The 26,417-nt window shown below is 72.9% G+C and carries 23 protein-coding genes; 11 read left to right on the top strand and 12 right to left on the bottom strand.

The features are described 5' to 3' along the window. Positions 1-300: 300 nt before the first annotated feature. The 9 genes from ABGB18_RS19165 to ABGB18_RS19125 all read right to left on the bottom strand — a co-directional run bounded on the left by ABGB18_RS19165 (position 301) and on the right by ABGB18_RS19125 (position 9,711). Entirely contained in the window at positions 301-2,040 is a 1,740-nt protein-coding gene (locus ABGB18_RS19165) for a helix-turn-helix domain-containing protein (protein WP_347696879.1), read from the bottom strand. A 127-nt stretch (positions 2,041-2,167) separates the two neighbouring features. Beyond that, a complete protein-coding gene (locus ABGB18_RS19160) occupies positions 2,168-3,202 on the bottom strand; it encodes a DUF917 domain-containing protein (RefSeq protein ID WP_347696878.1) in 1,035 nt (344 codons plus the stop codon). Beyond that, positions 3,199-4,137, bottom strand: coding sequence for a hypothetical protein (locus ABGB18_RS19155; protein WP_347696877.1), 939 nt, complete (start codon positions 4,135-4,137; stop codon positions 3,199-3,201). The genes ABGB18_RS19160 and ABGB18_RS19155 overlap by 4 nt, the downstream gene beginning before the upstream one ends. After that, complete coding sequence (locus ABGB18_RS19150; RefSeq protein ID WP_347696876.1) at positions 4,134-4,256, bottom strand: hypothetical protein; 123 nt, start codon at positions 4,254-4,256, stop codon at positions 4,134-4,136. The genes ABGB18_RS19155 and ABGB18_RS19150 overlap by 4 nt, the downstream gene beginning before the upstream one ends. 385 nt (positions 4,257-4,641) lie before the next feature. Further along, positions 4,642-5,397 (bottom strand): ATP-binding cassette domain-containing protein, encoded by a 756-nt coding sequence (locus ABGB18_RS19145; RefSeq protein ID WP_347696875.1) that lies wholly within the window; start codon positions 5,395-5,397, stop codon positions 4,642-4,644. Next, entirely contained in the window at positions 5,394-6,425 is a 1,032-nt protein-coding gene (locus tag ABGB18_RS19140; protein ID WP_347696874.1) for an ABC transporter permease, read from the bottom strand. The genes ABGB18_RS19145 and ABGB18_RS19140 overlap by 4 nt, the downstream gene beginning before the upstream one ends. Next, on the bottom strand, positions 6,422-7,396 hold the full coding sequence (locus ABGB18_RS19135; RefSeq protein ID WP_347696873.1) for a sugar ABC transporter substrate-binding protein: 975 nt from the start codon (positions 7,394-7,396) through the stop codon (positions 6,422-6,424). The genes ABGB18_RS19140 and ABGB18_RS19135 overlap by 4 nt, the downstream gene beginning before the upstream one ends. Before the next feature lie 285 nt (positions 7,397-7,681). Then, a complete protein-coding gene (locus ABGB18_RS19130; RefSeq protein WP_347696872.1) occupies positions 7,682-8,527 on the bottom strand; it encodes a CoA ester lyase in 846 nt (281 codons plus the stop codon). Continuing rightward, a complete protein-coding gene (locus ABGB18_RS19125) occupies positions 8,524-9,711 on the bottom strand; it encodes a CoA transferase (protein ID WP_347696871.1) in 1,188 nt (395 codons plus the stop codon). The genes ABGB18_RS19130 and ABGB18_RS19125 overlap by 4 nt, the downstream gene beginning before the upstream one ends. Positions 9,712-9,790: 79 nt before the next feature. Here ABGB18_RS19125 and ABGB18_RS19120 point away from each other — a divergent pair, with 79 nt between their 5' ends. Then, complete coding sequence (locus ABGB18_RS19120; protein WP_347696870.1) at positions 9,791-10,492, top strand: GntR family transcriptional regulator; 702 nt, start codon at positions 9,791-9,793, stop codon at positions 10,490-10,492. Positions 10,493-10,558: 66 nt separating this feature from the next. On the opposite strand, the gene ABGB18_RS19115 is transcribed toward ABGB18_RS19120, so the two are convergent. Further along, positions 10,559-11,458, bottom strand: coding sequence for a Scr1 family TA system antitoxin-like transcriptional regulator (locus ABGB18_RS19115; RefSeq protein WP_347696869.1), 900 nt, complete (start codon positions 11,456-11,458; stop codon positions 10,559-10,561). Between the two features lie 254 nt (positions 11,459-11,712). Between ABGB18_RS19115 and ABGB18_RS19110 the strand changes: the two genes are divergently transcribed. From ABGB18_RS19110 to ABGB18_RS19065, 10 genes are all read left to right on the top strand, one after another. Further along, positions 11,713-12,396, top strand: coding sequence for an HAD family hydrolase (locus ABGB18_RS19110; protein WP_347696868.1), 684 nt, complete (start codon positions 11,713-11,715; stop codon positions 12,394-12,396). Positions 12,397-12,443: 47 nt separating this feature from the next. Continuing rightward, positions 12,444-13,184, top strand: a complete 741-nt coding sequence (locus tag ABGB18_RS19105; protein ID WP_347696867.1) for a GntR family transcriptional regulator — start codon at positions 12,444-12,446, stop codon at positions 13,182-13,184. Between the two features lie 230 nt (positions 13,185-13,414). Continuing rightward, entirely contained in the window at positions 13,415-15,448 is a 2,034-nt protein-coding gene (locus ABGB18_RS19100) for a beta-L-arabinofuranosidase domain-containing protein (RefSeq protein WP_347696866.1), read from the top strand. 16 nt (positions 15,449-15,464) lie between these two features. Further along, positions 15,465-17,153 carry an ABC transporter substrate-binding protein gene (locus tag ABGB18_RS19095; RefSeq protein WP_347696865.1) on the top strand — a complete coding sequence of 563 codons (1,689 nt, stop codon included), beginning with the start codon at positions 15,465-15,467 and terminating at the stop codon, positions 17,151-17,153. Then, positions 17,154-18,083, top strand: coding sequence for an ABC transporter permease (locus ABGB18_RS19090; protein WP_347696864.1), 930 nt, complete (start codon positions 17,154-17,156; stop codon positions 18,081-18,083). Beyond that, entirely contained in the window at positions 18,080-19,078 is a 999-nt protein-coding gene (locus tag ABGB18_RS19085) for an ABC transporter permease (RefSeq protein ID WP_347696863.1), read from the top strand. The genes ABGB18_RS19090 and ABGB18_RS19085 overlap by 4 nt, the downstream gene beginning before the upstream one ends. After that, entirely contained in the window at positions 19,075-19,887 is an 813-nt protein-coding gene (locus tag ABGB18_RS19080; protein WP_347696862.1) for an ABC transporter ATP-binding protein, read from the top strand. Before ABGB18_RS19085 ends, ABGB18_RS19080 begins: the two co-directional genes overlap by 4 nt. Beyond that, a complete protein-coding gene (locus tag ABGB18_RS19075) occupies positions 19,884-20,699 on the top strand; it encodes an ATP-binding cassette domain-containing protein (RefSeq protein ID WP_347696861.1) in 816 nt (271 codons plus the stop codon). The genes ABGB18_RS19080 and ABGB18_RS19075 overlap by 4 nt, the downstream gene beginning before the upstream one ends. Beyond that, on the top strand, positions 20,696-21,991 hold the full coding sequence (locus ABGB18_RS19070) for an alpha/beta fold hydrolase (RefSeq protein WP_347696860.1): 1,296 nt from the start codon (positions 20,696-20,698) through the stop codon (positions 21,989-21,991). Before ABGB18_RS19075 ends, ABGB18_RS19070 begins: the two co-directional genes overlap by 4 nt. After that, positions 21,984-23,336 (top strand): aminopeptidase P family protein, encoded by a 1,353-nt coding sequence (locus ABGB18_RS19065; protein WP_347696859.1) that lies wholly within the window; start codon positions 21,984-21,986, stop codon positions 23,334-23,336. The genes ABGB18_RS19070 and ABGB18_RS19065 overlap by 8 nt, the downstream gene beginning before the upstream one ends. 64 nt (positions 23,337-23,400) lie before the next feature. Here ABGB18_RS19065 and ABGB18_RS19060 read toward each other — a convergent pair whose 3' ends face one another. Both ABGB18_RS19060 and ABGB18_RS19055 read right to left on the bottom strand, forming a co-directional pair. Further along, positions 23,401-24,585 carry a hypothetical protein gene (locus tag ABGB18_RS19060; protein ID WP_347696858.1) on the bottom strand — a complete coding sequence of 395 codons (1,185 nt, stop codon included), beginning with the start codon at positions 24,583-24,585 and terminating at the stop codon, positions 23,401-23,403. Beyond that, positions 24,582-26,417 (bottom strand): ferritin-like domain-containing protein, encoded by a 1,836-nt coding sequence (locus ABGB18_RS19055; protein ID WP_347696857.1) that lies wholly within the window; start codon positions 26,415-26,417, stop codon positions 24,582-24,584. Before ABGB18_RS19055 ends, ABGB18_RS19060 begins: the two co-directional genes overlap by 4 nt.

Raw genomic sequence — 26,417 nt, 5'->3', positions numbered from 1 at the left:
GTCCCCCCGGTGCTGGTGCGGCGGGACTCCCCACCACCTCCCGATCCGGCCCTGCCGTCCACCGGCACGAGCGGGCGACTCCCGTCGTCTGCCGGCACCACCGAGGGCTTCAGCCGCCGCGAGCACCCCCGCTTCGGCACGGGCCAGGAGGATCAGTGCGCGGCCGCGCGGACAGCCCGAGGCCGCGCGGGCAGCGCGTGAGCACACTGACAGCGCGAGGCCGCGCGAACCGCATGGATGGCGCGAGGGCATGCGGGCAGCGCGAGGTACCGATTCTGGGTCGCGCGAGGGCCCGGGGGCTCAGCGCAGGATCACGTGGCAGGCGAGTTGCAGGGCCAGGCGGGTGGCGGTGTCGTCCAGGTCGAACCCCGCCGACTTGATGCGCTCCAGGCGGGTGGTGACCGTGTTACGGTGCACGCCCAGCCGTTCGGCCGCCTTCAGCGCCCCGCCCTCGTCCAGGACCGCGGCCAGGGTGCCCAGCAGCGTGCCGTCCTTGTCGATCTCCAGCAGCGGCCGCAGCACGGCCTCCGCGGGGGCGCGCAGCACGCCTGCCGGGAGCGCGCCGAGCAGCTCGGCCGGGCCCATGCGATCAGCGCGCGCCACCGCCCCCGGGCTCGCCACGAACGCCGCCGCCTCGGCGCCCAGCAACGACTCCCCCACCACGGCCAGCCCCTCCACCGGCGCGCCCACGCCGCCCGCGCACGGCCACGGCATCGTCTCCAGGCAACGCTCCAGGCGTCCCGCCAGCCGGCCGGGGTCCAGCGCGGCCCAGCCCGCCCACCCGCCACCCCTGGGCAGCACCGGCACCTGTCCGATGGCAGCCGTGATCAGCGCCCGAGCGAGCGGCGCGTCCTCGACGTGACCCACCGGACGGATGTGATAGCCGGTCATGGTCCCCTGCACGGGCCAGCCCAGCGCGACCGCCTCCGCACGAGCACCACCCACGCCACCCACGCCACCCACACGATCCGCGCCGATCCCGCGCGCCCGGCTCGCGTCCGCACCACCGGAGTCAGCGCACACACCGCCCCCGCCGGCGCCGCCCGAGCCGGCGCCCGCAGATCCGCCCACCTCGGGTTCGTCCGCCCCGAGGCCGGTCGTGTCGAGGCCGGTCGTGTCGAGGCCGGTCGTGTCGAGGCCGAGGTCTGCCGTGTCGGATTCATCCGTTTCGAGGTCGGCCGCCTCGGAGACGGCCCGACCCGTGACCGGTCCCGGCTCGTGCTCCTCTGCGGCGGCCTCGGTGAGGAGGCGTTCGGCGAGGGTGTACTGCAGGGCGAAGTCGCGGGCGACCCGCAGGCGCTCCTGGGCGGCCCAGGCGGTCAGCGGGGCGACCGCCAGCCCCAGCACCGTACGCACCACCGCCGGCCACCCCGGCGACCGCGACGAGCCGCCGGCCAGCAGCGTGCCCAGCACCGCCCCCTCCTGGTCCGGCACCTCCACCTCGGCCGACCACCGCCCGCCCGTCGTATAGTCCCCCACCGGCCCGCCGACGCTCTGCCGGCCCGCCAGGTAACGGCCGTACCGGTCCAGCAGGGTCACCGACGTGCCGGGCAGCTCGGCGTTCAGGACGCCCAGCACGCGCCGGGCCGAGGCGCCCGCGTCCGCGAGCCGGGTGGCGCAGCGGGCGACGAGCTGCGTACGGGCGGCCTCGGGGCGCGAGGCGGCCGAGGCGACCCGGACCGCGAGGACGAGCGGGTCCTCGTCCACGAAGAGCAGTGTGACGCCGAGCCGCTCCGCCAGCACCTCGCCCGAGCCCTCGCTCAGGCCGCTCGACGGCGCGATCACGCACGCCGCCGCCTGCTCCCAGGCCCGGCGCATCGCCATCTCGACCGCCCAGCCGCCGCTGGCCGCCGCCCCGATCAGCACCACCGCCGTGTGCGGCGCCACCGCCGCGAACACCGACAGCCGGTCCACGATCCGCACCTGGTGCACCGGCTTCTCCCCGGTGCCGTACATCCGGGCCCCGGCGAGCGGCCCGGCGTTGACCAGCTCGGCCACCGTGACCGGCGCCGCCCACCCCGACCCGCGCACCGCGCTCACGGCCGGGCCCCGTTCGTTCGCACCGCCGTCACGGCACAACCCCCTGCACTCATGCCCGCGCACCAGCACCCCTTCACAGCGGCACCCCGCCGACATCCCCTCACAGCGGCACCCCGCCGGCGCCCGGTCACAGCGGGATCCCGAACGCGCTCAGCCCGCCCAGCGCCAGCCCTCGCTCCGTGTGCCACACCGGTGCGGCCTTCAGCACCATGACCTCCACCTGCAGTCCGGGCTCCGCCTTGTCGACGTCGACCACCATCCCGTCGGTCGTCGAGATCAGGCAGATCTGGTCCGGCGCCATGGCCACCGCCGCCCCGTCCGCCAGTGCCAGCGCGATCTCGTTGTGCGCCTCCAGTCGCACCAGCCGCCGCAACCCCTCCGTCTCCTGCACCACGATGCTCGACGGCGACGACGGCAGCGCCAGGTCGGACTCGGGCCGCATGCTGCCCTCCACCGCCTGGATCTCCCCCCGGCACAGGGTGCGCACCCCGTACGGTGCCGCCACCGACCGTGGCGCCCCCGGCACGCCGGCCCGCAGCAGCAGGCTCACCGTGCCGGGCACCAGGACCCTGGCCAGGTCACCGGCCGGCATCGGATAGCACGCCGCCACCGCCCACCCGCCGACCGACAGCACCACGGGGCGCAGCAGCTCCTCCACCCGGTCGGACGCCGTCTCCAGCAGCACCAGCTCGCCCGAGGCCCCCGCGAGCGCCAGCGGGGTCGGGCTCATGCCGCCCAGCGCGTACGTGGTCTGCTCCACCAGCGGGAACACCCGCCCGGACCCGTCGCCGTCGATCATCGGCACCCCCAGCTCGGCCGCCCCGATGAACGGGATCAACGCGTTCTCCGCCGCCAGGTTCAGCGCCGTCACCGCGCCGGCCCGCTCGCCCAGCCGGCGCTCCAGGGCGCGCACCGCCCGCGCCGGCTCCTCCCCGCCCGGAAGTTGCTCCCCGAGCGCGGTCGTGGACCCCGCCAGGCTGATCGCCACGCACAACGTGCCGGACGGCAGCTCCTCCGGCGCCACCAGCGTGACGCCCGCCCCGGCCACGCTCCCCGCCCAGTCCCGGGACAGGTTGTACGACGACTCACCCGCCCCGGCCGCGAACAACCGCGACCCCTCAGCCAGCCAAGCGAGCTCCTCGGTGCCCATCCGCAGACTCATGCCGTCGCCCCCTCCGCCGTCACCCGGATCCGGTAGAGCCCGTGCGGCAGGTACGACAGCGGGTTCACCGTGGTCTCGGCCACCCGGGCCGACCCGGGCGCGGCACCCGCGCTGACCACCCGGGTGAGCACCTCGTCCCTGACGCCCTGCAGCTCCCGGTCCAGCTCGGCCCGCCCGCGCGCCTGCACGATCCGCTCCACCTGCGCCTCCGGCCTCCCCAGCGCCGCGCCGTAGGCCGCCGCCACCTCGTCGGGGGCCTGCGAGCGGCCCAGCGCCGCCCGCCCGCCGGCCAGGCTCGCGGTCCGGCCCAGATAGCAGGCGTACGGGTAGCGCCGGAAATAGGGCGTCGACACCAGCCCGCGTTCCGAGCGGGCGAAGTAGACCGGCACGCCCGGCAGCTCCCGGGCCGCCTCGTCGGCGATCCGCCCCGCCTCGGGACAGAGCGCCGCGTTGCGGATGGTCTCCTCCTCCCGCTCGCGCAGCCCCGGATGCCCGAACTCGTACGACAGCGTGATCCGCGCACCCGGCACCTCCGCCGCGATGACGGCCGCGACCTGCAACTCGTGATCGGCCAGCATGGGCGACCCGGTCGCCGTCACCGCGAAGTCCATCAGCCCGCACGAGCCGGCGAAGCGCCGCACCGCCTCGGTGTCCAGCGGCGCGAGCGGCCGTCCCGTCAGGCTGTGACCGCCCCGTACGATCGTGGCCACCCCGGCCTCGTCCGGCCGGCCGGCCAGCGGGCGCAGCACCTCGGGGCACGGCCCGCCCACCCGGATCGCCGCCACGGGTGCGGTGGGCGCGTCGTCCAGGTCCACCGCCAGGCAGGCCCGCGTCGCCGTCCGGGCCACCGCGCGGCCGACCGGCCAGTCGAGAACACCGTCCTTCAGCGCCACCACGACCGGCGGGTGGCATCCGAGGACGACGCCGAGAATCACGCCGGCTCGCGCCCTTCCACCCCCACCAGCGCGACGGCGGGGATCCGGTGCCGGCGAGTGAGCGGCATCCGGCCGGAGGCCGTGCCGAAGGGGACGGCCGGGGACGCGACGGCGGTCACGGGCGCTCCCCCCGGCAGGGCGCGCGGTGTCGCCGCACCATACGGCGGCCTCCCTTCCGCGCCCCTGTGCGCCCGCGCCCGAACTGCTTCCTGTGCTGAAAGTGCGGATGGTGCGGATAGCGCAGATGGCGCAGCCAGAGCGGACGGTGCTGATAGCGGTGACAGTGCTGATAGCGGTGCCCGCGCGGGCAGTCCCGCCCGCCCGGAGGCTCCCTGCCTCCGGACGAGTGGACGTCACGGTAATAACGGTCCCGGAGGCGTTTCCGACCACAGCGCCTTTACATTGTAGATCAAGAGCATTCTCCCGGCTCCTGAGTTCACTGTGGGGTTTTTGCCCCATACATCCGGCTAGCCGACCAGCGAAACCGTCAAATTACCGCCAAGCTCATTCCCGCTGCAGTTCATGAGCCAGCTCCTCCAGCTCCGCCCCGCCCGCCATGAGCGCGGTCAGCTCCTGGGGAGTGATGTCGGCCTTGCCGTACTCGCCGACGCTCGCCCCACGGTTGAGCAGCAGGAACCGGTCGCCCACCGGGTAGGCGTGATGCGGGTTGTGGGTGATGAACACCACGCCGAGCCCCCGGTCGCGGGCCCGGGCGATGTAGCGGAGCACCACCCCGGCCTGCTTGACACCGAGCGCCGAGGTGGGCTCGTCGAGGATGAGGACGCGGGCACCGAAGTGGACGGCCCTGGCGATGGCCACCGACTGCCGCTCGCCACCGGACAGCGTGCCGACCGGCTGGTCCACGTCGCGGATGTCGATGCCCATCGCCCGCAACTCCTCGCGGGCCACCTTCCTGGCCCCGGCCACGTCGAAGGCCAGGCCCTTGCGGGGCTCGGAGCCGAGGAAGAAGTTGCGCCACACCGACATGAGGGGGATCATCGCCAGGTCCTGGTAGACGGTGGCGATGCCGCGGTCGAGCGCGTCGCGCGGGCTGGTGAGGCGCACCTCCTCGCCGTCCACCAGCAGCGTGCCCGCGTCGTGCTGGTGCACCCCGGCGAGGATCTTGATGAGCGTGGACTTGCCCGCGCCGTTGTCGCCGAGCACGCAGGTGACCCGGCCGGCCTCCACGCCCATCGACACCTCGCGCAGCGCCAGCACCGAGCCGAACGTCTTGCCGATGCCGCGGGTTTCCAGAATCAATGCTTCACCTCCTCGGCGTACCGCCTGACCAGGCGGTTGGCCAGCGTCGCCAGCAGCAGCATCGCGCCCAGGAAGAACTTGAACCAGTCGGCGTCCCAGCCCAGGAACACGATGCCCTTGTCGGCCATGCCGAAGATCACCGCGCCGATGGCGGCTCCGATGGCGGAGCCGTACCCGCCGGTGAGCAGGCAGCCGCCGATCACGGCCGCGATGATGTAGATGAACTCCTGCCCGATGCCGATGTTGGCCTGTACGGACGTGTAGCGCAGCGCCAGGATCGAGCCCACCAGCCAGGCGGCGAACGCCGTCGTCATGAACAGCGCGATCTTCGTACGGGCGGCGGGCACGCCCACCGCGCGGGCCGCCTGCTCGTTGCCGCCCACCGCGAAGATCCAGTTACCGGCCCGGGAGCGCATCAGCACCCAGGTGGCCAGGGCCGTGGCCAGGACCCACCACAAGATCGCCACCCGGAACGACGTCCCGCCGATCTGGATCGTGCCCGCGAGGACCGCGCTCGCGCCCTCGAACCCGGGGGCCCGGCGCAGGCCGCTGACCTGCACGGTGCCGGTGATGGCCTTGGTGACGCCGAGGTTGACGCCCTGCAGCATGAGGAACGTGCCGAGGGTGACGATGAAGCTGGGCAGCCTGGTCCTGGTCACGATCAGGCCGTTGGCGTACCCGACGGCGAGCGCCACGACCAGCCCGGCGAGCATCGCCGCCCACACGTTGAACCCGTAGCGGGTGGCCAGGGTGACCAGGATCAGCCCGCTGGTGCCGGTCAGCACGCCCGCCGACAGGTCGAACTCCCCGCCGATCATCAACAGCGCGACCGCGACCGCCATGATGCCGAGCGTGGCCGCCGGGTCGAGCCAGTTGGCGATGCCGTCAGGCGAGCGGAACACCGGCGACTGCACGGCGAAGAACACGAACACCACGACCAGCCCGACCACCGCGCCCAGCTCGGGCCTGATCAGCAGGCGGCGGGCCGGCCCGACGGAGGCCACCCGCTCGTCCGCCGCGACGGTCATCGCGTGCCCGCCTCGGCGAGCCGGGCCACCTGCGCGGCGTTGTCCTTGGTGACGAAGCCGGGCCCGGTGTTGACCGGCAGCCCGCCGCCGACGGTGTTGAGGTTGCCCTTGTACAGGTTGAGGAAGGTGATCGGCAGGTAGCCCTGCAGGTACTGCTGCTGGTCCACGGCGAAGAGGATCTCCCCGTCCTGGATCGCGGTCACCACGTCGGCCGACAGGTCGAAGGTGGCCAGCTTGGCCTGCGAGCCCGCGTCCCTGATCGCGTCCCTGGCGGCCACGGCGACCGCCGGGTTGAGCGCCAGCACGCCGTTGACCTGCTGGTCGGACTGGAGCTTGGCGGTGACCTTGGAGGTCACGTCGGCCAGGTTGCTGACGTCGGCCTGCAGCCGCTCGACCGTGCCGCCCAGCGTCTCCTCGGCGCCCTTGCAGCGCTGGTCGAGGCCGACGTTGCCGGCCTCGTGGATGACGCACAGCAGCTTGGTGACGCCGGCGGCCTTGAGCTGCTCGCCCGCGCCGCGCCCGGCCACGTCCTCCGACTGGCCGACGTGTGTGATGGCCCCGAACGCCTTGGAGGAGTCGGCGCCGGAGTTGATCGTCACCACCGGGATCTTCGCGGCGACGGCCTTGCCGATGGCCTCCTTCAGCGCGTCGGGGTTGGCCATGGAGACCACGATGCCGTCCACCTTCTGGGAGACGGCCTGGTCGATGAGCTGCGACTGCTTGGCGGGGTCGCCGTCACCCTGGTAGGTGACCGTCACGCCGTACTGTTCGCCCGCGGCCTCGGCGCCGTTCTTGACCACGTCCCAGAAGGAGTCGCCGGGGGCTCCATGGGTGATGACGGCGAAACCGGCGCCGCCCGCGGCCGGGGCGGAGGCCGCCGGGGGGCTCTGCGCGCTCTGCCCGCCCGAGGATGAGCAGCCGGTCAGGGCCAGCGCGCCCAGCAGGGCCAGCACGATCGGGGTACGTCTCATAGGACACCTCCAAGACCAACGGGCTAGCCCTGGTTGTACCTCAATGTCAATTCTTTGTATAGACATGCGGACCAATGGCCCCGCGGCGCGGCCAGTCCTCGCCGGTCTTCCAGCGGAACAGGTACGACATCGCGAACCCGGGCAGCCCGGTCACCCCGGCCGCCCACGGTCATGGCCCGGCCGAACCGGAAGCGACCCTGCGCGCTGTCAACGCGGCCGCCGGCCTGGTCTCCGCGGTGGCCTCGCCCAGCGGTGCCTCCGCAACTACGACGGGCGGAAGCACACCTATGATCGAAGAGAAGCCGACCACTCCGTTCCAGGCGCGGCGAGTTGTCGGGCCAGGGCCAGGGTGCGGCGCGCCCTGGCCACGATCGGGGCGTCCACGAACCGGCCGTCGGGCAGCGCGACCGCGCCGATGCCGGTCCGCTCGGCCCGCTCGGCCGCCTCGACGATCTCGGCGGCCCTGGCCGTCTCCTCCTCCGTCGGCCGGAACGCCTGCCTGATCACGGGGATCTGGCGGGGATGGATCGCGGTCCTGCCGAACAACCCGAGCGCGCGGCCCGCCCGGCAGGAGGCGAGCAGGCCGGCCTCGTCTTTGACGTGCGGGTAGACGGACATGGGCACCGGGGGCAGCCCGGCCGCCGCGGCGGCCAGCACGACCTGGACCCGGAGCTGGTTCAGCGCGCCCTCGTCCGTGATGGCCAGCTCGGCGGCCAGATCCTGCTCGCCGAGCGCGACTCCGGCCACGCGGGGGTGCGCGGCGATCTCCCGGGCGGCGACGATCCCGGCCGCCGACTCCAGCAGCGCGTACGCGGGCGCCCCGCTGACGGCGTCGAGCGTCTCCGGCGACTCGACCTTGGGCACCCGTACGGCGTCGGCCAGGTCGCCGACCGCCTCGAGATCGGCCCGGCCGCGCCCGGTGGCCAGGTCGTTGATCCGCACGTGCACCGTGCTCCCGGCGGGGCGGTCGCGCAGGTAGGCGGCGGCGTTGGCGCGGGCCTCGTCCTTGCGCGCGGGCGCGACCGCGTCCTCCAGGTCGATGATGACCACGTCCGCGCCGGACGCGAGGGCCTTGGCGAAGCGCTCGGGGCGGTCGCCGGGCACGTACAGCCAGGTCACGACGGGGTTCACGCGATCACCCCGGCCTCGCGCAGCTCGGTGATCCGCTCGCCGCCGTAACCGAGCCCGCCGAGCACCTCGTCGGTGTCCCGGCCGAGCGGCCGGCCCGGCCAGCGGATCTCGCCGGGGGTGTCCGACATGCGGAAGACCACGTTCTGCATGGTGACCGAGCCCAGCTCCGGGTCCGGCACCTCCACGAACGTGCCCAGCGCCGCGTACTGCGGGTCCTCGGCCAGGTCGGAGACGTCGTGGATGGGCGCGACCGCGGCCTGTGCCTCCTCGAAGGCGGCGATGACCTCCGCGGCGTCCCGCTCGGCGATCCACCCGGCGACCGCCGCGTCGAGCTCGTCCACGTGCTGGACCCGCCCCGCCCCGCTGCCGAACCACGGCTGCTCGACCAGGTCCGGCCGCCCGACCAGGGTGACCACCCGCTCGGCGATCGGCTGGGCGCTGGTGGAGATCGCCAGCCAGCGGCCGTCGCGGGTGCGGTAGGCGTTGCGCGGCGCGTTGCTGTTCGACCGGTTCCCGGTGCGCCGCGGCACCACCCCGAGCGCCTTGTACGCGCTCATCTGCGGTCCCAGCAGGCCCAGGATGGGTTCGATGATCGCCATGTCGATGACCTGGCCGCGGCCGGTCCGCTCGCGGGCGTGCAGCGCCACCATGATCGCGTACGACAGGGCCAGGCCCGCGATGCCGTCGGCCAGGGCCAGCGGCGGCAGCGTGGGCGGCCCGTCCGGCTCCCCGGTCATGGCCGCGAACCCGCTCATGGCCTCGGCCAGCGTGCCGAACCCCGGCCGCCCGGCCATCGGCCCGAACTGCCCGAACCCGGTCATCCGCGCCACGATCAGCCTTGGGTTGCGCGCCAGCAGGCCGGCCGGATCCAGGTTCCAGCGTTCCAGGGTGCCGGGGCGGAAGTTCTCGATCAGCACGTCGGACCGGTCGGTCAGGCGGCGCAGGATCTCCTGGCCCTCCTCGCGTGACAGGTCCACGGCCGCCGCGCGCTTGTTGCGCGACAGCGTCTTCCACCACAGCCCCACCCCGTCCACGGCGGCGCCGTGCCCGCGCGAGGGGTCGCCGCGCCGCGGATGCTCGATTTTGATCACGTCGGCGCCGAAGTCGCCCAGCATCATCGCGGCGGAGGGGCCGGCGAACAGGGTCGCCGCGTCGATGACCCGCAGGTCGGCGAGGCTTGTCATGGCAATGTAACTTATAAGAAATATGTCATAGGTCAAGACTTAGCATGATTAACGACGAAATTGCGGGACACTTAGCGACATGTCCACCACCGGACCCCGGCCACCCATGAGCAAGGCCGAATACGTCTACAGCGTGCTCCTCGACGAGATCCGCAGCTCGCGCATCCCCGGCGGGACGGCGCTGCGGGCCGGGGAGGTGGCCAGGCGGCTCGGGGTGTCGGTCACGCCCGTACGCGAAGCGCTGCGCAGGCTGGAGAAGGACCGGCTGATCAGCTACGAGGCGCACCACGGCGCGACCGTGGTGGACCTGGGCGGGGAGGCGGTGGCGGAGTACTACGGGCTGCGCGCGGTCGTCGAGGGCCTGGGCGCGCGGCTGGCGGCGGCCCGGATCACCGCCGACGACCTGGCCTGGCTGCGCGAGCTGCACGCCGCGATGGCCGACGACGCCGCGCGGGGCCGCCACGACCGGCTGGGCGAGCAGAGCAGGAGCTTCCACCTGCGCATCGTGGACATCGGCGGGCCGGCGTTCCTGGGCGGGCACGCCAGGTCGGTACGCGACAACTTCCCGGTGCCCGCCGAGGCGTCACTGTGGCTGGACGAGACGCAGGTCGGACTCCAGCTTGAGGCGCACGAGGGCATCCTGGCCGCGCTGGAGGCGGGCGACGCCGACACCGCGGAACGCATCATGATCGACCACGTACGGCAGGCCGGCGGCTACCGCGCCCACCACCCGGCACCCCCGGCCACCGACCACAGCCGCGGGACGCGACCGGTCCGCTGATTTCGGCACCTGGTCACCCGATCTACCAGGTTCATCCTGTCAGCCGGGGCGGACGGCCGGAAAACCTCAGCCGGAGATCAGCGGGCGGAGGCCGTCCAGCACGCCGGGGGTCGCGTCCACCGGGAACGACGACAGCGACAGCCGCGCGAACGCCTGCTGGTGGTCCTCGATCCGCCGCCGGTCCTCGACCACCACCGGCGCGTGCAGCAGGTGCAGCACCAGCACGTCGGGCCGGGCCAGGCCGGCGAAGCGCAGCAGCGTGAACGGCGGCCCCTGGTAGAGGTAGCCGGTCTCGGCGCCCGGCCGGGCGATCTGCACGGCGATGTGCGGCTGCTTGGCGGCCAGCGCCAGCGCGTCGAGCTGGACCAGCCGGTCGTCCGGGCGGGCCAGCGGCGGATCGAGCAGCGCCTGCCTGTCGAGCACCGCCCACAGGTGCGGCCCCTCGTGCCGGTCGAGCCCCTCCTGCCGGCGGGCCACCAGCTCCACACCGCGCTCCACCCGCTCGGGCGGGGTGCCGGGCGGGAGCGCGGCGCGCACGGCCGCCTCGGCGTAGGCCGGCGTCTGCAGCAACGGCGGCACGGAACGCGGGCCGTAGGTGTAGATCACCTGTGCCCGGGCCTCCAGCTCTAGGAACTCCGACTGCGGCAGCGGCACCGCGGGCGCGTCGTACCACCCGGGCACCCGCTCCTCCCGCAGCAGCGACAGCAGCCGGGGCGCGTGCTCGCCCTCGCCGTAGAGGTCCAGCAGGATCCGCACCGTCGACTCCCGTGGCGCCACGAGGCCGTGCTCGATGCGGAAGATCGTGGACGTGTTGAGTCCCGCCGCCTGCGCGGCCGAGGCCATCGACAACCCGCATTCGGCGCGCAACGCCGAGAGCCGGACCGCCACCACACTCAACTGCATACGTATGTCACAGCGCCCGATGACCACGATGATGACAAAAAGCAGCCTTGAGACCTGGTCCATCGCAACAGAGTGACGAGTGATGCACGATGGCCACCCTAGTGGCTGGGCATACCTGTGCATACGCAATTCCGAAAGGGCCGAGGCCGTGGCGGACGCGTGGATCCCGGCCACCGGACACCCTCGCTCCCCACCGGCTTGACCGCGGCCCGCTTCGCCGCCACCGACCGCCCTTCCTGACCGGCGCGATGCCCGGTGCCCGCCACCCCCTATCCTGATCAGGGACGATCCCCTCTTTTCCACCACCGAGGCGCCGCATGATCAAGGGCATCCTGTTCGACCTGGACGGCACCCTGCTCGACCACCGGGGCGCCGCCGACAGCGCGATCATCGCCTGGTTGTCGGCGCACCATCCCGGCCACCCCCTGCTGGAGCGGGCGCCCGCGCTCTGGGCCGCGCTGGAGGGTCCCCACCTGGCGATGTGGCAGGCGGGCGAGTGCACGGTGGAGGAGCAGCGGCGCCGCCGCCTGCGTGCCTTCTGCCGGGAGCTGTCCGTGGCCGAGCCCGCCGACCTGGACACCGCCTACACCGAGTTCGCGGAGCGTTACCGGCAGTGCTGGGCCGCCTTCCCGGACGCGGCGCAGGCGGTGGCGGCGCTGTCCGGGTTCGCGTTCGGGGTGCTGACGAACGGGTCGCAGCGCATGCAGGAGATGAAGATGCGCGCGATCGGGTTCGGCGGCCTGCTCGGGCCGGTGCTGACGGGCGAGGTGCTGGGCGGCCACTACAAGCCGTCGCCCGCCGCCTACACCGGGGCCGCCGCGGCCCTCGGGCTGCCGCCGGAGGAGGTGCTGCTGGTCGGCGACGACGTGCGCAACGACGTGACGGGACCGGCGGCGGCGGGGATGCGCTCGGCCTGGCTCGACCGGCTCGGCGCCGAGCCGGCGCCCGCCGGCTACCCCCGCATCACGTCACTGGCGGATCTGCCCGCGCTCGTCCGCTGATCGACGGCATTTGTCAGGACATTCTGACCTGAGTTAAGCTGATCAGCATGACCGCGAACCTGGCCATCGACCTGGACCGATCCAGTCCCGTGCCGCTCTACTTCCAGGTGGCCGAGCAGATCGCCGAGGCGATCCGGCGCGGTGACCTGGCGCCCGGTTCCCGGCTGGACAACGAGATCCTGCTGGCCGACAAGCTGGGCCTGTCGCGGCCGACGATCCGCCAGGCCATCCAGTACCTCGTGGACAAGGGCCTGCTGGTGCGCAAGCGCGGGGTGGGCACGCAGGTGGTGCACGGGCAGGTCAAGCGCTCGGTCGAGCTGACGAGCCTCTACGACGACCTGCGCCGGTCGGGCCAGGAGCCGGCCACGCAGGTGCTGGCCCTGGAGACGCGGCCGGTCGAGGAGGAGGTCGCCGGCATCCTGGGCGTGGAGACGGGCGCCCAGATCCTCTATCTGGAGCGGCTGCGCTTCGCCGCCGGGGAGCCGCTGGCCGTGCTGCACAACTGGCTGCCGCCGGCCCTGGCCCCGCTCACCGCCGCCGACCTGGAGGGCCGCGGCCTCTACGAGCTGCTGCGCGGCGCGGGCGTGCGCCTGCGGGTGGCCAACCAGCGCATCGGCGCCCGGGCCGCGACCCAGGCCGAGGCGCGGCTGCTGGCCGAGCGCCGGGGCGCGCCGCTGCTCACCATGGTCCGCACCACCTACGACGACCAGGGCCGGGCCGTCGAGCACGGCTCGCACGTCTACCGGGCCTCGCACTACTCCCTGGAAGTCACCCTCATCGAGCGCTGAGCGCGGCGTGGCGCCGCCTCAGCGCCTCCGCTCGATACCTCCGCACGTCACCGGCGCCGGCCGGTGACGTCCGCGCGCCTCACCCGAACCTGTCGGTCATACCCAGGTATGAGCTTGGGTCACATGTTCCGTACGCATTACGGTCCATTTACGTCGGGCCCGAACCCTTGGCAATCCACCTACCGTGCACCTAAGGTTCAGTGCAATGCCACACATTACTGGGAAGGCTCATGACGTCTAAGCAGGTCAAGCCCCGTTTCGGCGCCGTACGCACTGCCTCTGGGGCCGTGCGCCCGCTGGCCGGGGTGCGCATCACCGGCGGATTACTGCACGACTGGCAGCGCCGGAACAGCCTGGCCACGATCCCGCACACGGTCGGTCAACTGCGGGCCGCGGGCAACGTCACCAACCTGAGCCGCCTCCTGGACCAGGACCCCGCCCCCTACCGGGGCCGCTACCCGTTCCTGGACACCGACCTGTACAAGACCCTCGAAGGACTGGCGTACGAGCTGGGCGAGGACCCCGGCAGCGAGCCGGCCAGGGAGCTCTTCGAGGAGGTCGTCGGCCTGCTGGAGCGGGTGCAGGCGAAGGACGGCTACCTCAACTCCTATTTCCAGGACCCGGCGGCCACCAAGCGGCCGTGGGAGGACCTGGCCTGGGGGCACGAGCTGTACACGCTGGGCCATCTCGTCCAGGCCGCCGTCGCCGCCAACCGGCGGATGGGCGACGACCGGCTGCTCCGCGTGGCCAGGCGCTTCGCCGACCTGGTGGTCCGCGGGTTCGCCGAGGACGGCCTGTGCGGGCATCCCGAGGTGGAGATGGCGCTGGTCGAGCTGTACCGGGAGACCGGCGAGCGCGCCTACCTCGATCTGGCGGCGGCGTTCGTGGACCGCCGTGGCACCGGCCGGCTCCGGCACAGCATCTTCGCCGGCGACTACTTCCAGGACCACGTGCCGTTCCGGGAGCTGGATTCGGTGACCGGGCACGCGGTGCGCATGGCGTACCTGGCGGCGGGCGCCACCGACGTGTTCCTGGAGAACGGCGACCACTCCCTCTTCGAGGCGCTGGAGCGGCTCTGGGACGACATGGTGGCGACCAAGCTGTACATCACGGGCGGGCTCGGCAGCCGCCACGCGGACGAGGCCGTCGGCGACCGGTACGAGCTGCCGTCGGAGCGCGCCTACACGGAGACCTGCGCCGCCATCGCCGTCATGCAGTGGGCGTGGCGGATGTTCCTGGCCACCGGCGGCGCCAAATACCTCGACGTGTTCGAGCGGGTGCTGCTCAACGCCTACGCCGTGGGCCTGTCGGCGGACGGCAGGGCGTTCTTCTACGACAACCCGCTGCAGCGCCGCCCCGACCACCGGCAGCGCAGCGGCGCCGAGCCGGACGGGGAGCCGCTGCGCCGCGCCTGGTTCGGCTGCGCCTGCTGCCCGCCGAACATCGTGCGCTGGATGGCCCAGCTCGCCGACTACGTGGCGGCCGAGCGGGACGGCGCCGTGCTGATCGCCACCTACACCCCGGCCACGATCGAGACGGCCGAGCTGGACCTGACGATGGAGACCTCCTACCCGTGGGACGGCGAGGTGCGCCTGACGGTCGGGCGGGCGCCGGACGGCCCGTACGGGCTGCTGCTGCGCGTGCCCGGCTGGGCCCGCGAGGCGAGCGTCACCGTCAACGGCGAGGCTCAGGACGTGGCGCCCGCCGGCGGCTGGATCGCCCTGGAGCGGCACTGGGCCGCCGGCGACGTGATCGGCCTCACCCTGCCCATGCCGGTCCGGGCGCACGGCTCGCACCCCTACCTCGACGCCACCCGGGGCGCGGTCAGCCTGGCCCGCGGCCCGCTGGTCTACTGCGTGGAGCAGCAGGACAGCCCGGCCGCCGCCGTGGACGACCTGCTGCTCGCCGTACCGGACATCGCCGCCGCCCGCACCGGCCGGGCCGGCGCGACCGCCCAGGCCCAGGAGACAGCGCGCCCGGACTCCCGAGGGGCGGTCCCCTCGGAGTCCCCAGCGGCCGCCTGCCCGGAGTCCCGGGAAGCGGTCCGCTCGGTCTTCGAGGAGGCGGTCGTGCTGCACGTCGAGGCGGCCGCCGCGCCCCCTCCGCCCGCCGAGCTCTACCCCAGGATCCATCCCGAACCGCCGCTGGAAGAGACGCTCCCGGGGGTGGGGGTGGCCACGACTTTCATCCCCTACTTCCTCTGGGGCAACCGCGGCCCCGAAGCCATGCGGGTCTGGGTCAGGACCCCGACCCCCCGGAACTGATCGGAAAGAAGGCGACATGAGGAGATCGGCGGCGTTCGCTAGCGTCACCATGACCGCCGTGCTGGCGCTCACCGCGTGCGGCGGGGGCGGCGGCGCGGGACCCGGCTCCGGTGGCGGCCCGGGCGGCCCGGGCGGGACCCCGGCGAAGGGCGGCACCGTGCACTTCCTGACGAACGCGGATTTCTCCCACCTGGACCCGGCCCGCGGCTGGGACGGCGGCGTGAACAACTTCTACCGGCTCATCTACCGGGGTCTGACGACCGTCGGGGCGGGCCCCGGCGCGGAGAGCACGAAGATCGTGCCCGACCTGGCCACGGACACCGGCAAGCCGTCGGAGGACCACAAGACGTGGACCTACACGCTCAAGGACAACATCTTCTTCGAGGACGGCACGCCGATCACGAGCGAGGCTGTCAAGTTCGGGTTCTCCCGGTCGTTCGATCCGGAGGCCGGGATCGGCTCGCCCTACGCCAAGCTGCTGCTGGACGCGCCGAAGGACTACAAGGGCCCCTACCTGTCCGGCGATCTCGACACGATCGACACGCCCGATGACAAGACGGTCGTCTTCCATCTGAAGAAGTCGTTCCCCGACTTCCCGAGCGCGCTGACGCTGCCGAACTTCGTGCCGTTCCCCAAGGGCACCGGGGCGGCGGCCGCGTTCGACACCAAGCCGATCGCCGGCGGGCCGTACAAGGTCGAGAGCTACCAGCACGGCGCCTCGCTCAAGCTGGTGCGCAACCCGTACTGGAAGCCGGAGAGCGACCCCGTGCGGGCGGCCAAGCCGGATGCCTGGGAGTGGACGACGGGGCTGGACCTGGCCACCATCGACGAGCGCATGCTGGCCGGGCAGGGCGCCGACAGCGACGCGATCATGGGCATCATCCAGAGCGCCACCGTGGCGCGGGCGCAGGCGCCGCAGGTCAAGGCGCGCACGCTGAGCGGGCTGACCGGCTGCACCACGTACATGTCCATGAACATGACCAAGAAGCCCCTGGACGATCTGCGGGTCCGCCAGGCGATCAACTACGCGGTGGACAAGGACACCGTGGTCGCGGGGCAGGGCGGCTCGGCGCTGTCGGCCAAGGCCACCGCGATCCAGCCGCCGACGATCGCCGGGCGGGTGGAGTACGACCCGTATCCGCGCAACCTCGACACCGCCAAGAAGCTGCTGGCCGAGGCGGGCCTGGCGAACGGGTTCTCCATGACGCTCGACGCCCGCAACGACACGAAGATGCAGGCGATGGCGGTGGCGGTCCAGGAGGCGCTCAAGCAGGTGAACATCGACGTCAAGATCAACGTTGTGGACGTCTCCACGTTCTACGAAGTGATCGGGACCCCGAAGCAGCAGCACGACGCCGCCATCACCGGCTGGTGCCCGGACTGGGCGTCCGGGGCGACGTTCCTGCCGCCGCTGTTCGACGGTCGCAACATCGTCGACAAGGGCAACCAGAACCTGGCGCAGATCGACGACAAGGACATCAACGCGCGCATTGACGAGATCGCGGCCATGCCCGACGTCCAGCAGGCCAACGCCGCCTACGGCGAGCTGGACAAGCAGATCATGGAGAAGGCCCCGATCGTGCCGCTCACCTACGAGAAGCACTTCACGATCACCGGCTCGAACATCGCGGGCGCGTACCTGTCGGACTCGTTCTCCGGTGGCGTCGACCTGGTCTCGGTCGGCCTGGCGGATCCGACGAAGTAGATGACCGTCGCAGCTCAGACAGAGGTGGCGGCCCCGCCCGTCACCTCGGGCCGCCGGATCGCGAGCGTGCTGCTGCACGACATGGGCGCCCTCATCAGCGCCGCGTTCCTGGCGCTGATCGTGCTCATGGCGATCTGCGCGCCGCTGATCAGCGCGATCACCGGCCACGGCCCGAACGACTTCGATCCCGCCGCGATCGACACCGACCTCGGCGGTGTGCCCCGCGGTTCGCTGGGCGGCATCGGCGCCGAGCACCTGCTGGGCGTCGAACCGCAGAACGGCCGTGACATCCTGGCGCGCATCGCCTACGGGGCACGCGTGTCGCTGCTCATCGCGACCGCCGCCACGGTGCTGACGACCCTGCTGGGCGTGGTGCTGGGCATGCTCGCCGGATTCCACCGGGGCTGGGCCGACCAGTTGATCTGCCGTCTCATGGATTTCCTGATGGCCTTCCCCGCGCTCATCTTCATGATCGCGATCCTGTCCTCGCTGCCGCAGGGCAACAAGCCGGTGCTGCTGGTCGTGGTGATCAGCGTGTTCGGCTGGCCCTACCTCGCGCGGGTGGTACGCGGGCAGACGATGACCCTGGTCAACCGGGAGTTCGTGGAGGCCGCGCGGGCCTCCGGCGCGTCCACCGGGGCGCTGGTGTTCAAGGAGATCCTGCCGAACCTGCGCAGCTCCCTGGTCGTCATGACCACCCTGGCCGTGCCCGGATACGTCGGCACCGAGGCGGGCCTGTCCTTCCTCGGCGTGGGCGTGACGCCGCCGACGCCGTCGTGGGGCCAGATGATCGCCAACTCGGTCAACTGGTACGCCGTCGATCCGATGTACTTCGCGATCCCCGGCGCCTTCCTGTTCGGCACCGTGCTGTCGCTGACCGTGCTCGGCGACCGGCTGCGGGCCGCCTTCGACGCGGGGGACGCCTCATGATGGCGCGTTACGTGGCCGGACGGCTCGCCGGGATGGTGCTCATCCTCTTCCTGGTGTGCCTGTTCACGTTCATCATCTTCTTCACGCTGTCGCCGGACCCGGCGGTGCTGATCTGCGGCAAGACGTGCACGCCGGAGCGCATCGACCAGATCCGCGCCGTGCTCGGCCTGGACCAGCCGTTCCTGACGCAGTTCTTCGGCTTCCTCGGCGGCGTCTTCGCCGGGCGGGACTACGGCGAGGGCGCGAACCTGGTGCACTGCGCCGCCCCGTGCCTGGGCTACAGCTTCCAGACCAACCAGTCCGTCTGGGACATGGTGGTCGAACGGCTGCCGGTCAGCGCCACCGTGGCGGTCGGCGCGGCCGTGCTGTGGCTGTTCTTCGGCGTCGCCGCCGGGCTGCTCAGCGCGGTCAAGGAGGGCACCTGGTGGGACCGCACCGCGATGGGGCTGGCGCTCGGCGGCTCCAGCATCCCCAACTACGTGCTGGCGCTGGCGCTGCAGTACGTGCTGGTGGTGCAGTTGCAGGTGCTGCCGTTCCCGCAGGCCGTGGCCTTCGGCGACGACCCGGTGCTGTGGTTCGACTCGTATTTGATGCCGTGGATCGTGCTGGCCACCGGCTACGCCTGCCTGTACGCCCGGCTGACCAGGGCCAACGTGATCGACACGCTGGCCGAGAACTTCATGCGCACGGCCCGGGCCAAGGGCCTGAGCCCGGCGCTGACCATGCGCAGGCACGCGTTGCGGCCGGCGCTGACCCCGATCACCACGATCTTCGGCATGGACTTCGCCGCGCTGCTCGGCGGCGCGCTCATCACCGAGAAGGTGTTCGGCCTGAACGGGGTGGGCAAGATGGCCGCCGACTCCATCGCCAAGAACGACCAGCCGGTGATCATGGCGGTGACGCTGCTGGCGGCGTTCTTCGTGGTCATCGGGAACCTGGTGGTGGACCTCGTCTACACGACGCTCGACCCGAGAGTGAGGATCACGGCGAGATGAGCGAGCTGCTGGTCGTTGAGGACCTCACCGTCACCTTCCCCACCACGCGCGGCCCGGTGGACGTGGTCAAGGGCGTCTCCTTCACGGTCGGGCGGGACGACACCGTCGGGATCGTCGGCGAGTCGGGCTCCGGCAAGTCGATGACCAGCCTGGCGATCATGGGGCTGCTGCCCCGGGGCGCCAGGACCAGCGGCAGCATCCGGCTGGACGGGGTCGAGCTGCTCGGCGCCGCCGACCGGGACCTGCGTAAGCTGCGCGGTGACCAGATGTCGATGATCTTCCAGGATCCGCTGTCGTCGCTGAACCCGTACTACACGGTCGGCCTGCAGATCGAGGAGGTCTACCGGGCCCACCGCGGCCGCTCGCGCAGGGCGGCCCGGGAGGTCGCGATCAAGGCCCTGGAGCAGGTCGGGCTGCCGGACGCGGGACGCCGGGTGGACCACTACCCGCACCAGTTCTCCGGCGGGCAGCGGCAGCGCGTCATGATCGCGATGGCGCTGGTGTGCTCGCCCGCGCTGCTCATCGCCGACGAGCCGACCACGGCGCTGGACGTGACCGTGCAGGCGCAGATCCTGCGCCTGCTGGCCGACCTGCGGCAGCAGAGCGGCACCGGGATGATCTTCATCACCCACGACCTGGCCGTGATCAGCTCGATCGCCACCCGGGTGCTGGTGATGCGCCGCGGCGAGCAGGTCGAGTACGGCACCGCCGAGCAGGTCTTCGCCGAGCCGCGCCACGACTACACCCGGATGCTGCTGGAGAGCATCCCGCGCATCGACGATCCGACGAACGACGGGGTGAGCGCATGAGCGAGCTGCTGCGCGCCAGGGAGCTGACCAAGCGCTTCGTCTCCCGCGGCCCGCTGGGCGCCAGGACCGACTTCACCGCGGTGGACCGGGTCAGCTTCGGGGTACGGCTGGGCGAGACGCTGGCCGTGGTCGGCGAGTCGGGCTCGGGCAAGTCCACGACCGCCCGCATGGTGGCCAAGCTGACGGAACCGAGCGGGGGCACGCTGGAGTTCGACGGCGAGGACGTCACCCACGCCAAGGGCGCGGACCTGGCCCGCTTCCGCGCCGACGTCCAGGTCGTCTTCCAGGACCCGTTCTCCTCGCTCAACCCCCGGCACACCGTCGAGCGCATCCTCATGGCACCGCTGGTCTACCAGGGCATCGCTCCCAACGGCAGCCGGCGGGCGCACGCCAAGGAGCTGATGGAACGGGTCGGGCTGAACCCCGACCACTCGCTGCGCTACCCCGCGCAGTTCTCCGGCGGGCAGGCGCAGCGCATCGGCATCGCCCGGGCGCTGGCCGTCAACCCGAAGCTGGTGATCTGCGACGAGGCGGTCTCCGCGCTGGACGTGTCGGTGCAGGTGCAGGTGATCGAGCTGCTGCGGCGGCTGCAGCGGGAGAGCGGATTCAGCTACATCTTCATCGCCCACGACCTGGCCGTCGTGCGGCAGATCGCGCAGCGGGTCGCGGTCATGAGCAAGGGCAGGATCGTCGAGCTCGGCCCGGTCGAGCAGGTGTTCGACGATCCGCAGGACGAGTACACGCGGACGCTGCTGGCGGCCATCCCCCGCATCAACCCCGAGTGGGACCGCCGCAGGAGGGAACTGCAATGATCACAGCGAGTTACACGATCCCCGGGATGCGGGTCCGGGACCACGTCGTGGAGGTGCCGCTCGACTGGACCGAGCCCGGCTCCGGCGCCACGATCTCGGTGTTCGCCCGGGAGCTGGCCGACCCCGTCCGAGACCGGGACGACCTGCCGTGCCTGCTCTACCTGCAGGGCGGCCCCGGTGGCAAGGGACCGCGCCCGGTCGACACCTCGGGCTGGCTCGGGCACGCGCTGAAGACGTACCGGGTGATCCTGCTGGACCAGCGGGGCACCGGGCGCAGCTCGCGGATCGACGGGCGGGTGATGAGCGCGCTCGGCCCGGCCGAGGGCGCGGCCTACCTGGCCCGCTTCCGCGCGGACTCGATCGTGGCCGACGCCGAGCACCTGCGCACGACCGTCTTCGGCGGGAAGCGCTGGTCCACGCTGGGGCAGAGCTACGGCGGCTTCCTCACGCTGACGTACCTGTCGCGCGCCCCCGAGGGTCTGAGCGCCTGCTACGCGGCGGGCGGCCTGCCGTCCGTGGACCCGGACGCCGCCGAGGTCTACCGGCGCACCTATCCCCGGGTCGCCGCCAAGAACGCCGAGTTCTACCGCCGCTACCCGCACCACGTGGACACCACGACCCGGCTGGCCGACCGGCTGGCCGCGGGTGACGTGCTGCTGCCGGACGGGGACGTGCTGACCGTGCGGCGGCTGCAGTCCCTCGGCATCGACTTCGGCATGAAGCCCGGCTACGAGCGCATGCACTGGCTGCTCGACGAGGCCCTCCCCGAGGGGGCCGCCGAGCCGTCCGACACGTTCCTGCACCAGGTGCTGGCCCGCTCCTCCTACGCCGACAACCCGCTGTTCGCCGCGCTGCAGGAGAGCATCTACGGCTCCGGGCCCGGCGCGACCGCGTGGGCGGCGCAGAGTGAGCGGGCCCGGCATCCGGCCTTCGCCGAGGACGCCCGGCCGCTGCTGTTCACCGGGGAGATGATGTATCCCTGGATGTTCGAGGAGATCCGCGTGCTGCGCCCGTTCCGCGCCGCCGTGGACCTGCTCGCCGAGCGCTCCGACTGGCCGCCGCTCTACGACCTGGACCGGCTGGCGGCCAACGAGGTGCCGGTCGCCGCCGCCGTCTACTTCGACGACATGTACGTCGATTCCGGCCTGCAACTGGACACCGCTTCCCGGGTGGGCAACGCCCAGGCCTGGGTCACCAATGAGTACGAGCACGACGGCATCGGCCAGGAGCGGGTCTTCGCCCGGCTGACCGGGCTCGTACGCGACATAGGAGGAGGAATCACCGGTGAGTGACGGCAAGCTGCCCAAGCTGTCGGAGATCCCCGCGTTCACCGAGTACATCGCCCAGGGCTGGGACTCCCCCGCCCGCACCCCCGAGCTGGTGCCGGGGGCGGCCGAGGCCGCCGCCTCGCACCGGGTCCGGCTCGGTGCCGCCCTGCCCGGCCGGACGGTCGTGGTACCGGCCGGCCGCGCGCCGGTACGCAGCAACACCACCGCCTACGAATTCCGCGTCGACAGCGACTTCTACTGGCTGACGGGCTGCGCGGTGGAGGGCGCCGTGGTGGTGGTCGGCGATGCCGGCGCCCGCCTGTACCTGCCCGCCCCGGCCCGGCCGGGAGAGACGGGCTTCTTCGCCGACGCCGCCCACGGGGAGCTGTGGGTGGGGCCGTCGCCGTCCCCGGCCGAGTGGTCGGCCGCGCTGGGCATCGAGGTCCGGCCGCTGGCGGACTACCCGGGCCCGCCCGCCGGCGCCCTGCTGGCCGGGCCGGGCCACGAGGAGTCCGAGGAACTGCGGCAGGTGCTCGCCGAGCTGCGCATGATCAAGGACGAGTGGGAGATCGCCCAGCTCCGCGAGGCCGTGGACCGTACGGTCGAGGGGTTCGCCGCGGTGCTGGCCGAGGTGCCCACGGCGGTCGAGGGGCCGGGCGAGCGCTGGCTGCAGGGCACGTTCGACCGTTACGCCAGGGCGTACGGCAACGGCCCCGGCTACGCCTCCATCGTGGGCAGCGGCGCGCACGCCCCCACCCTGCACTGGGTGCGCTGCGACGGCCCGGTGCTGCCGGACGAGCTGCTGCTGCTCGACATGGGTGTGGAGACGCGCAGCCACTACACCGCCGACATCACCCGCACCTTCCCCGCCTCGGGCACCTTCTCCCCCGCCCAGCGGCAGGTGCACGACCTGGTGGAGCGGGCGCACCAGGCCGGGCTGGCGCAGGTCGGCCCCGGCCACCGCTTCACGGACTTCCACCACGCGGCCATGGAGGTCATCGCGCGCGGGCTGCACGACTGGGGGCTGCTGCCGGTCTCGGTGGACGAGGCCCTGTCGGACCACGGCCAGCACCACCGCCGCTATCTGATCTGCGGCATCGGCCACCACCTGGGCCTGGACGTGCACGACTGCGCCAAGTCCAGCCGGGAGGCCTACCACGGTGCGCTGATGGCGCCCGGCATGGTGCTGACCGTCGAGCCCGGGCTCTACTTCCACGCCCACGACCGCACGGTCCCGCCGGAGCTGCGCGGGATCGGCGTGCGCATCGAGGACGACCTGCTGGTCACGAAGGACGGCGCGGAGATCCTCTCCTCCGCCCTGCCCATCGACGCGAGCGGGCTGGAGCGGTGGAGCCGGGACCGGGCCTGACCTCCCCGTGCCACACGGGCCCGCCTGCCACGGGCCCGCGTGGCACCCGGCCCGCGGCCGTGCCTCAGCGGTCGTCGGTGAGGACGAGGCCGAGCCCGCGAAGCCGGAGCCCGGCGGGCGGTGGGGCGGCGGGCAGCGCCGCGCGCATGGCGGCGAGTTCGTGGCGCCAGTCCGCCGAGTCGAACGCCTCCCCGTAGAAACGCAGGCAGCTCAGGACATGCCGGCGGAACACGTCGCGCAGGCGGCCCGCATAGTGATCGTGCAGCCGCTCCCACCGGCCCTCGTGCGGGCTGTCCCAGCGGCCCTCCTGCGGGCTGTTCCACCGGCCGTCAAGCCCGCGCCCCGGGGCGTAGTCCTGCCCACGCCCCGGGGCGCGATCGTCGCCGCCGTCCGGCCGGGCCCCGGTCTGGGCGTCGATCACGGCGGCGGCCAGGATCGCCGTCCTGAGCGCCTGCGCGGTCCCGGATCCGGCGATCGGGTCCAGCCGCAGGGCGCCGCCGCCGACGGTCAACCGGCCGGGCTCCGCGGGAGCGGGGTGCAGCCGGGGCGCGGCCGGGATCGCGACGGCGTCATCGGGCGGCTCGGCCAGCCGGGCCCCGATGCCGCTCCCGGCCAGGAGCTCCGCCAGAAGCGCGCCCGGCCGGCCGGCGGGACCGGGCACCATCGCCTGGGCGACGGCTCGCCCGCCGCCCAGCGGGAACAGGTGCACCCAGCCACCCGGCACCGTCTCCAGGAAGCTGACGTCCTCCTCCACCCCGCGCGCCAGCCGCAGCCCCGCCGAGCTGAGCAGATGGCGCCGCCCCGCCACGACCAGCGCCGGATCCTCCGGCGGCACCCCCGAGACGACCCGCCGGCCGGGCGCCGCACCCGCGACTTCCGTCCCACCCAGCCACAGACCCCTCTCAACCGCCCCGGCGGGCGGCGTGGCGCCGGTGAGGACGGGGTGCTGGGTCAGGCGGTGCAGCATCGTGGTGGCCAGGGCGGCGCCGTCGATGACCACGGCCGCGCCGGGCGCGCGGACCTCCGGCGCCCGCCCCCACCGGACCTGGCGAGCCCGCAACCGCCAGGCCCGCGCGAGCAGGCCCGGCCCCCAGAGCTCGTCGAGCAGCGCGACGGTCTCCGCGTTGAGGATCAGCGGGCGGAAACCGGCAGCCGGCGGGGCGTCCAGGCGGACCCGGTGGCCGCGGCCGAGCAGGAGCCGGGCGCAGGTCAGCTCGGCCAGGCCGGAACCGCCTACCGTGACGATCACCCTCCGGCCCGGTCCTGGAGCGCCGCGATGAGCGTCTGCGCGTCGGCCTCCTGGCGGAGCATCGCCTCCCGCTGCTCCGGGCCGCCCAGCTCCGCGACCCGTCGGCGCAGCTCCGTGCCGGAGTCGCCCGCCTCCAGGACCGGGTCCAGGGGCAGGGTGAACCGCGGGGCCACCCCGCGGGCCGACAGCGCGTGATGGGTCTCGTGCAGGTTGAACATCGCCCGCCGCGACTGCTCGATGAGCAGCCCGCCCGCCGCGTCGCCCAGCGCGAACGTCGCCCGCAGGGCATCCAGCAGCAGCGCGTAGTTCTGGTCGGCGAGGTCGAGCAGCGAGGTGTCCAGCCCGGGAGCGGGCTTGTGGTCCAGCCGGCGCAGGTATTCGGCCTCGGACAGTCCGGCGAGGTGCGTCTTGACGGCGGTGAAACGCCGGAAATGGTCGGCGCCCTCGTCGATGATCAGCTTGATCAGGTGCGCGAGCCGGTCCGCCTCGGGGAAGGCGTCCGGGTCGCCGGTGAGGGCGGCGTGCAGGCGTACGTACATGCCGTCGATGCCGCCGCCGCTGGCCTGGCTGGGCCGTTCCACCTCGATGAACCAGTCGAGCTGCCGCGGGGTGAGGGGTTGCAGGGAGAAGGGCGTGCGGAGCTGCCGGTGGATGGTCTCCGCGCGGCCGAGCACCGGGGCCCGCCCGAGCACCCCGAGCGCCTCGTTGGCCCACCGCAGGTGGCGCATCTCGTCGATCGCGATGCCGAAGATCTCCTGCGCGGCGGCGTACACCCGCCGGGTGCGGGAGTCGGCGCCGGCCGGCAGCCGCATGGGCGCGTCCAGCGAGTAGTGGGCGAACAGGTATTGGACGCACAGCGCGTGCTCCACTGTGGCCAGGTAGGCCAGTTCGTCGGCGACCTGCTCCGGGGTGAGCGGCTCCACGCCGGGATGTGCGGGGGCAGGCCGGCTCTCGCCCTCCCGGTCGTTGAGGACGACGGGCAGTACGCCCCAGTCTGCGATGAGCTCGTGGTAGTCGAGTTCGAGCTCCCTGCGCCCGGCCAGCCGGGGCCCGTCCTTGGGCGGCGGGTCGGAGACGCGGTCCCTGCGCTGGAAGTTCAGGTCGGCGTGCAGCCCGTCCGCGCTGGTGACGATGTCGGGCTTGGAGGCCGCCCAGTAGAAGCAGCCGCAGTCGCGGAAGTCGTACTGCCAGGGTGCGCACAGGCTGCGGGTCAGCTCGCCCGGTTCGTACGCCTCCGGCTCGATCACCCCGTCGTCGTCGAGGTAGCGAGCGCGGTCGGCGACCAGCACGCCCACCTGCACGGAGCCGTCGGGGGCCCGCTGGAGGATGCTGGTGCCGCGCCGCCGGAAGCCGTTCAGGTCTCCCCTGACCGGGTCGGAGCCCGGCGAGGTGATGCCGGGACCCGGGCCGATGAGCAGGGCCACCGTGCCGGGAAGCAGGTCGTGCACGGCCCGCCACACCTCCAGGCCGTTGCGGTCGTCGCAGCCGATCGTCGGGGCCGCCTCCTCACCCTGGTCCACCGTGGTGCGCCCGCACACGGCCCAGATGTCCAGCGGCAGGTCGGCCGCCGTGAGGCCCTGCGCGGGCGCGGGGCCGCCGCCGGTGAGGGCGACGATCCGGGCGCCGTCCGGGCGGTGGAACTCGACGACGAGCCCGGGGAAGAACGCCTTGTCCAGGTTGCGCTGGTCGAACTCCAGGCCGGGATAGCAGTTGTCCACCCCGCTCTCCGGCCGCGACCCCGCGGGGTTGCCGCGGACGACGTGGTCGGCCCTGGCCGTGAGGTTCCGCGGGTAGATCTTTCCGAGCGGGACTCCGGAATCCTGATCGGGCAT

The organism is Nonomuraea sp. B12E4, assembly GCF_039871825.1.
Taxonomy (GTDB): domain Bacteria; phylum Actinomycetota; class Actinomycetes; order Streptosporangiales; family Streptosporangiaceae; genus Nonomuraea.
Note: the sequence above shows the minus strand (reverse complement) of the source record. Positions and strands in the feature narration are given on the sequence as shown.

Bases quoted from the DNA above. Each gene is read 5' to 3' on its own strand.
- ABGB18_RS19160 (WP_347696878.1), bottom strand. From the start codon at position 3,202: ATGAGTCTGCGGATGGGCACCGAGGAGCTCGCTTGGCTGGCTGAGGGG.
- ABGB18_RS19140 (WP_347696874.1), bottom strand. From the start codon at position 6,425: ATGACCGTCGCGGCGGACGAGCGGGTGGCCTCCGTCGGGCCGGCCCGC.
- ABGB18_RS19135 (WP_347696873.1), bottom strand. From the start codon at position 7,396: ATGAGACGTACCCCGATCGTGCTGGCCCTGCTGGGCGCGCTGGCCCTG.
- ABGB18_RS19125 (WP_347696871.1), bottom strand. From the start codon at position 9,711: ATGACAAGCCTCGCCGACCTGCGGGTCATCGACGCGGCGACCCTGTTC.
- ABGB18_RS19120 (WP_347696870.1), top strand. From the start codon at position 9,791: ATGTCCACCACCGGACCCCGGCCACCCATGAGCAAGGCCGAATACGTC.
- ABGB18_RS19115 (WP_347696869.1), bottom strand. From the start codon at position 11,458: ATGGACCAGGTCTCAAGGCTGCTTTTTGTCATCATCGTGGTCATCGGG.
- ABGB18_RS19110 (WP_347696868.1), top strand. From the start codon at position 11,713: ATGATCAAGGGCATCCTGTTCGACCTGGACGGCACCCTGCTCGACCAC.
- ABGB18_RS19105 (WP_347696867.1), top strand. From the start codon at position 12,444: ATGACCGCGAACCTGGCCATCGACCTGGACCGATCCAGTCCCGTGCCG.
- ABGB18_RS19100 (WP_347696866.1), top strand. From the start codon at position 13,415: ATGACGTCTAAGCAGGTCAAGCCCCGTTTCGGCGCCGTACGCACTGCC.
- ABGB18_RS19095 (WP_347696865.1), top strand. From the start codon at position 15,465: ATGAGGAGATCGGCGGCGTTCGCTAGCGTCACCATGACCGCCGTGCTG.
- ABGB18_RS19090 (WP_347696864.1), top strand. From the start codon at position 17,154: ATGACCGTCGCAGCTCAGACAGAGGTGGCGGCCCCGCCCGTCACCTCG.
- ABGB18_RS19085 (WP_347696863.1), top strand. From the start codon at position 18,080: ATGATGGCGCGTTACGTGGCCGGACGGCTCGCCGGGATGGTGCTCATC.
- ABGB18_RS19080 (WP_347696862.1), top strand. From the start codon at position 19,075: ATGAGCGAGCTGCTGGTCGTTGAGGACCTCACCGTCACCTTCCCCACC.
- ABGB18_RS19075 (WP_347696861.1), top strand. From the start codon at position 19,884: ATGAGCGAGCTGCTGCGCGCCAGGGAGCTGACCAAGCGCTTCGTCTCC.
- ABGB18_RS19070 (WP_347696860.1), top strand. From the start codon at position 20,696: ATGATCACAGCGAGTTACACGATCCCCGGGATGCGGGTCCGGGACCAC.
- ABGB18_RS19055 (WP_347696857.1), bottom strand. From the start codon at position 26,417: ATGCCCGATCAGGATTCCGGAGTCCCGCTCGGAAAGATCTACCCGCGG.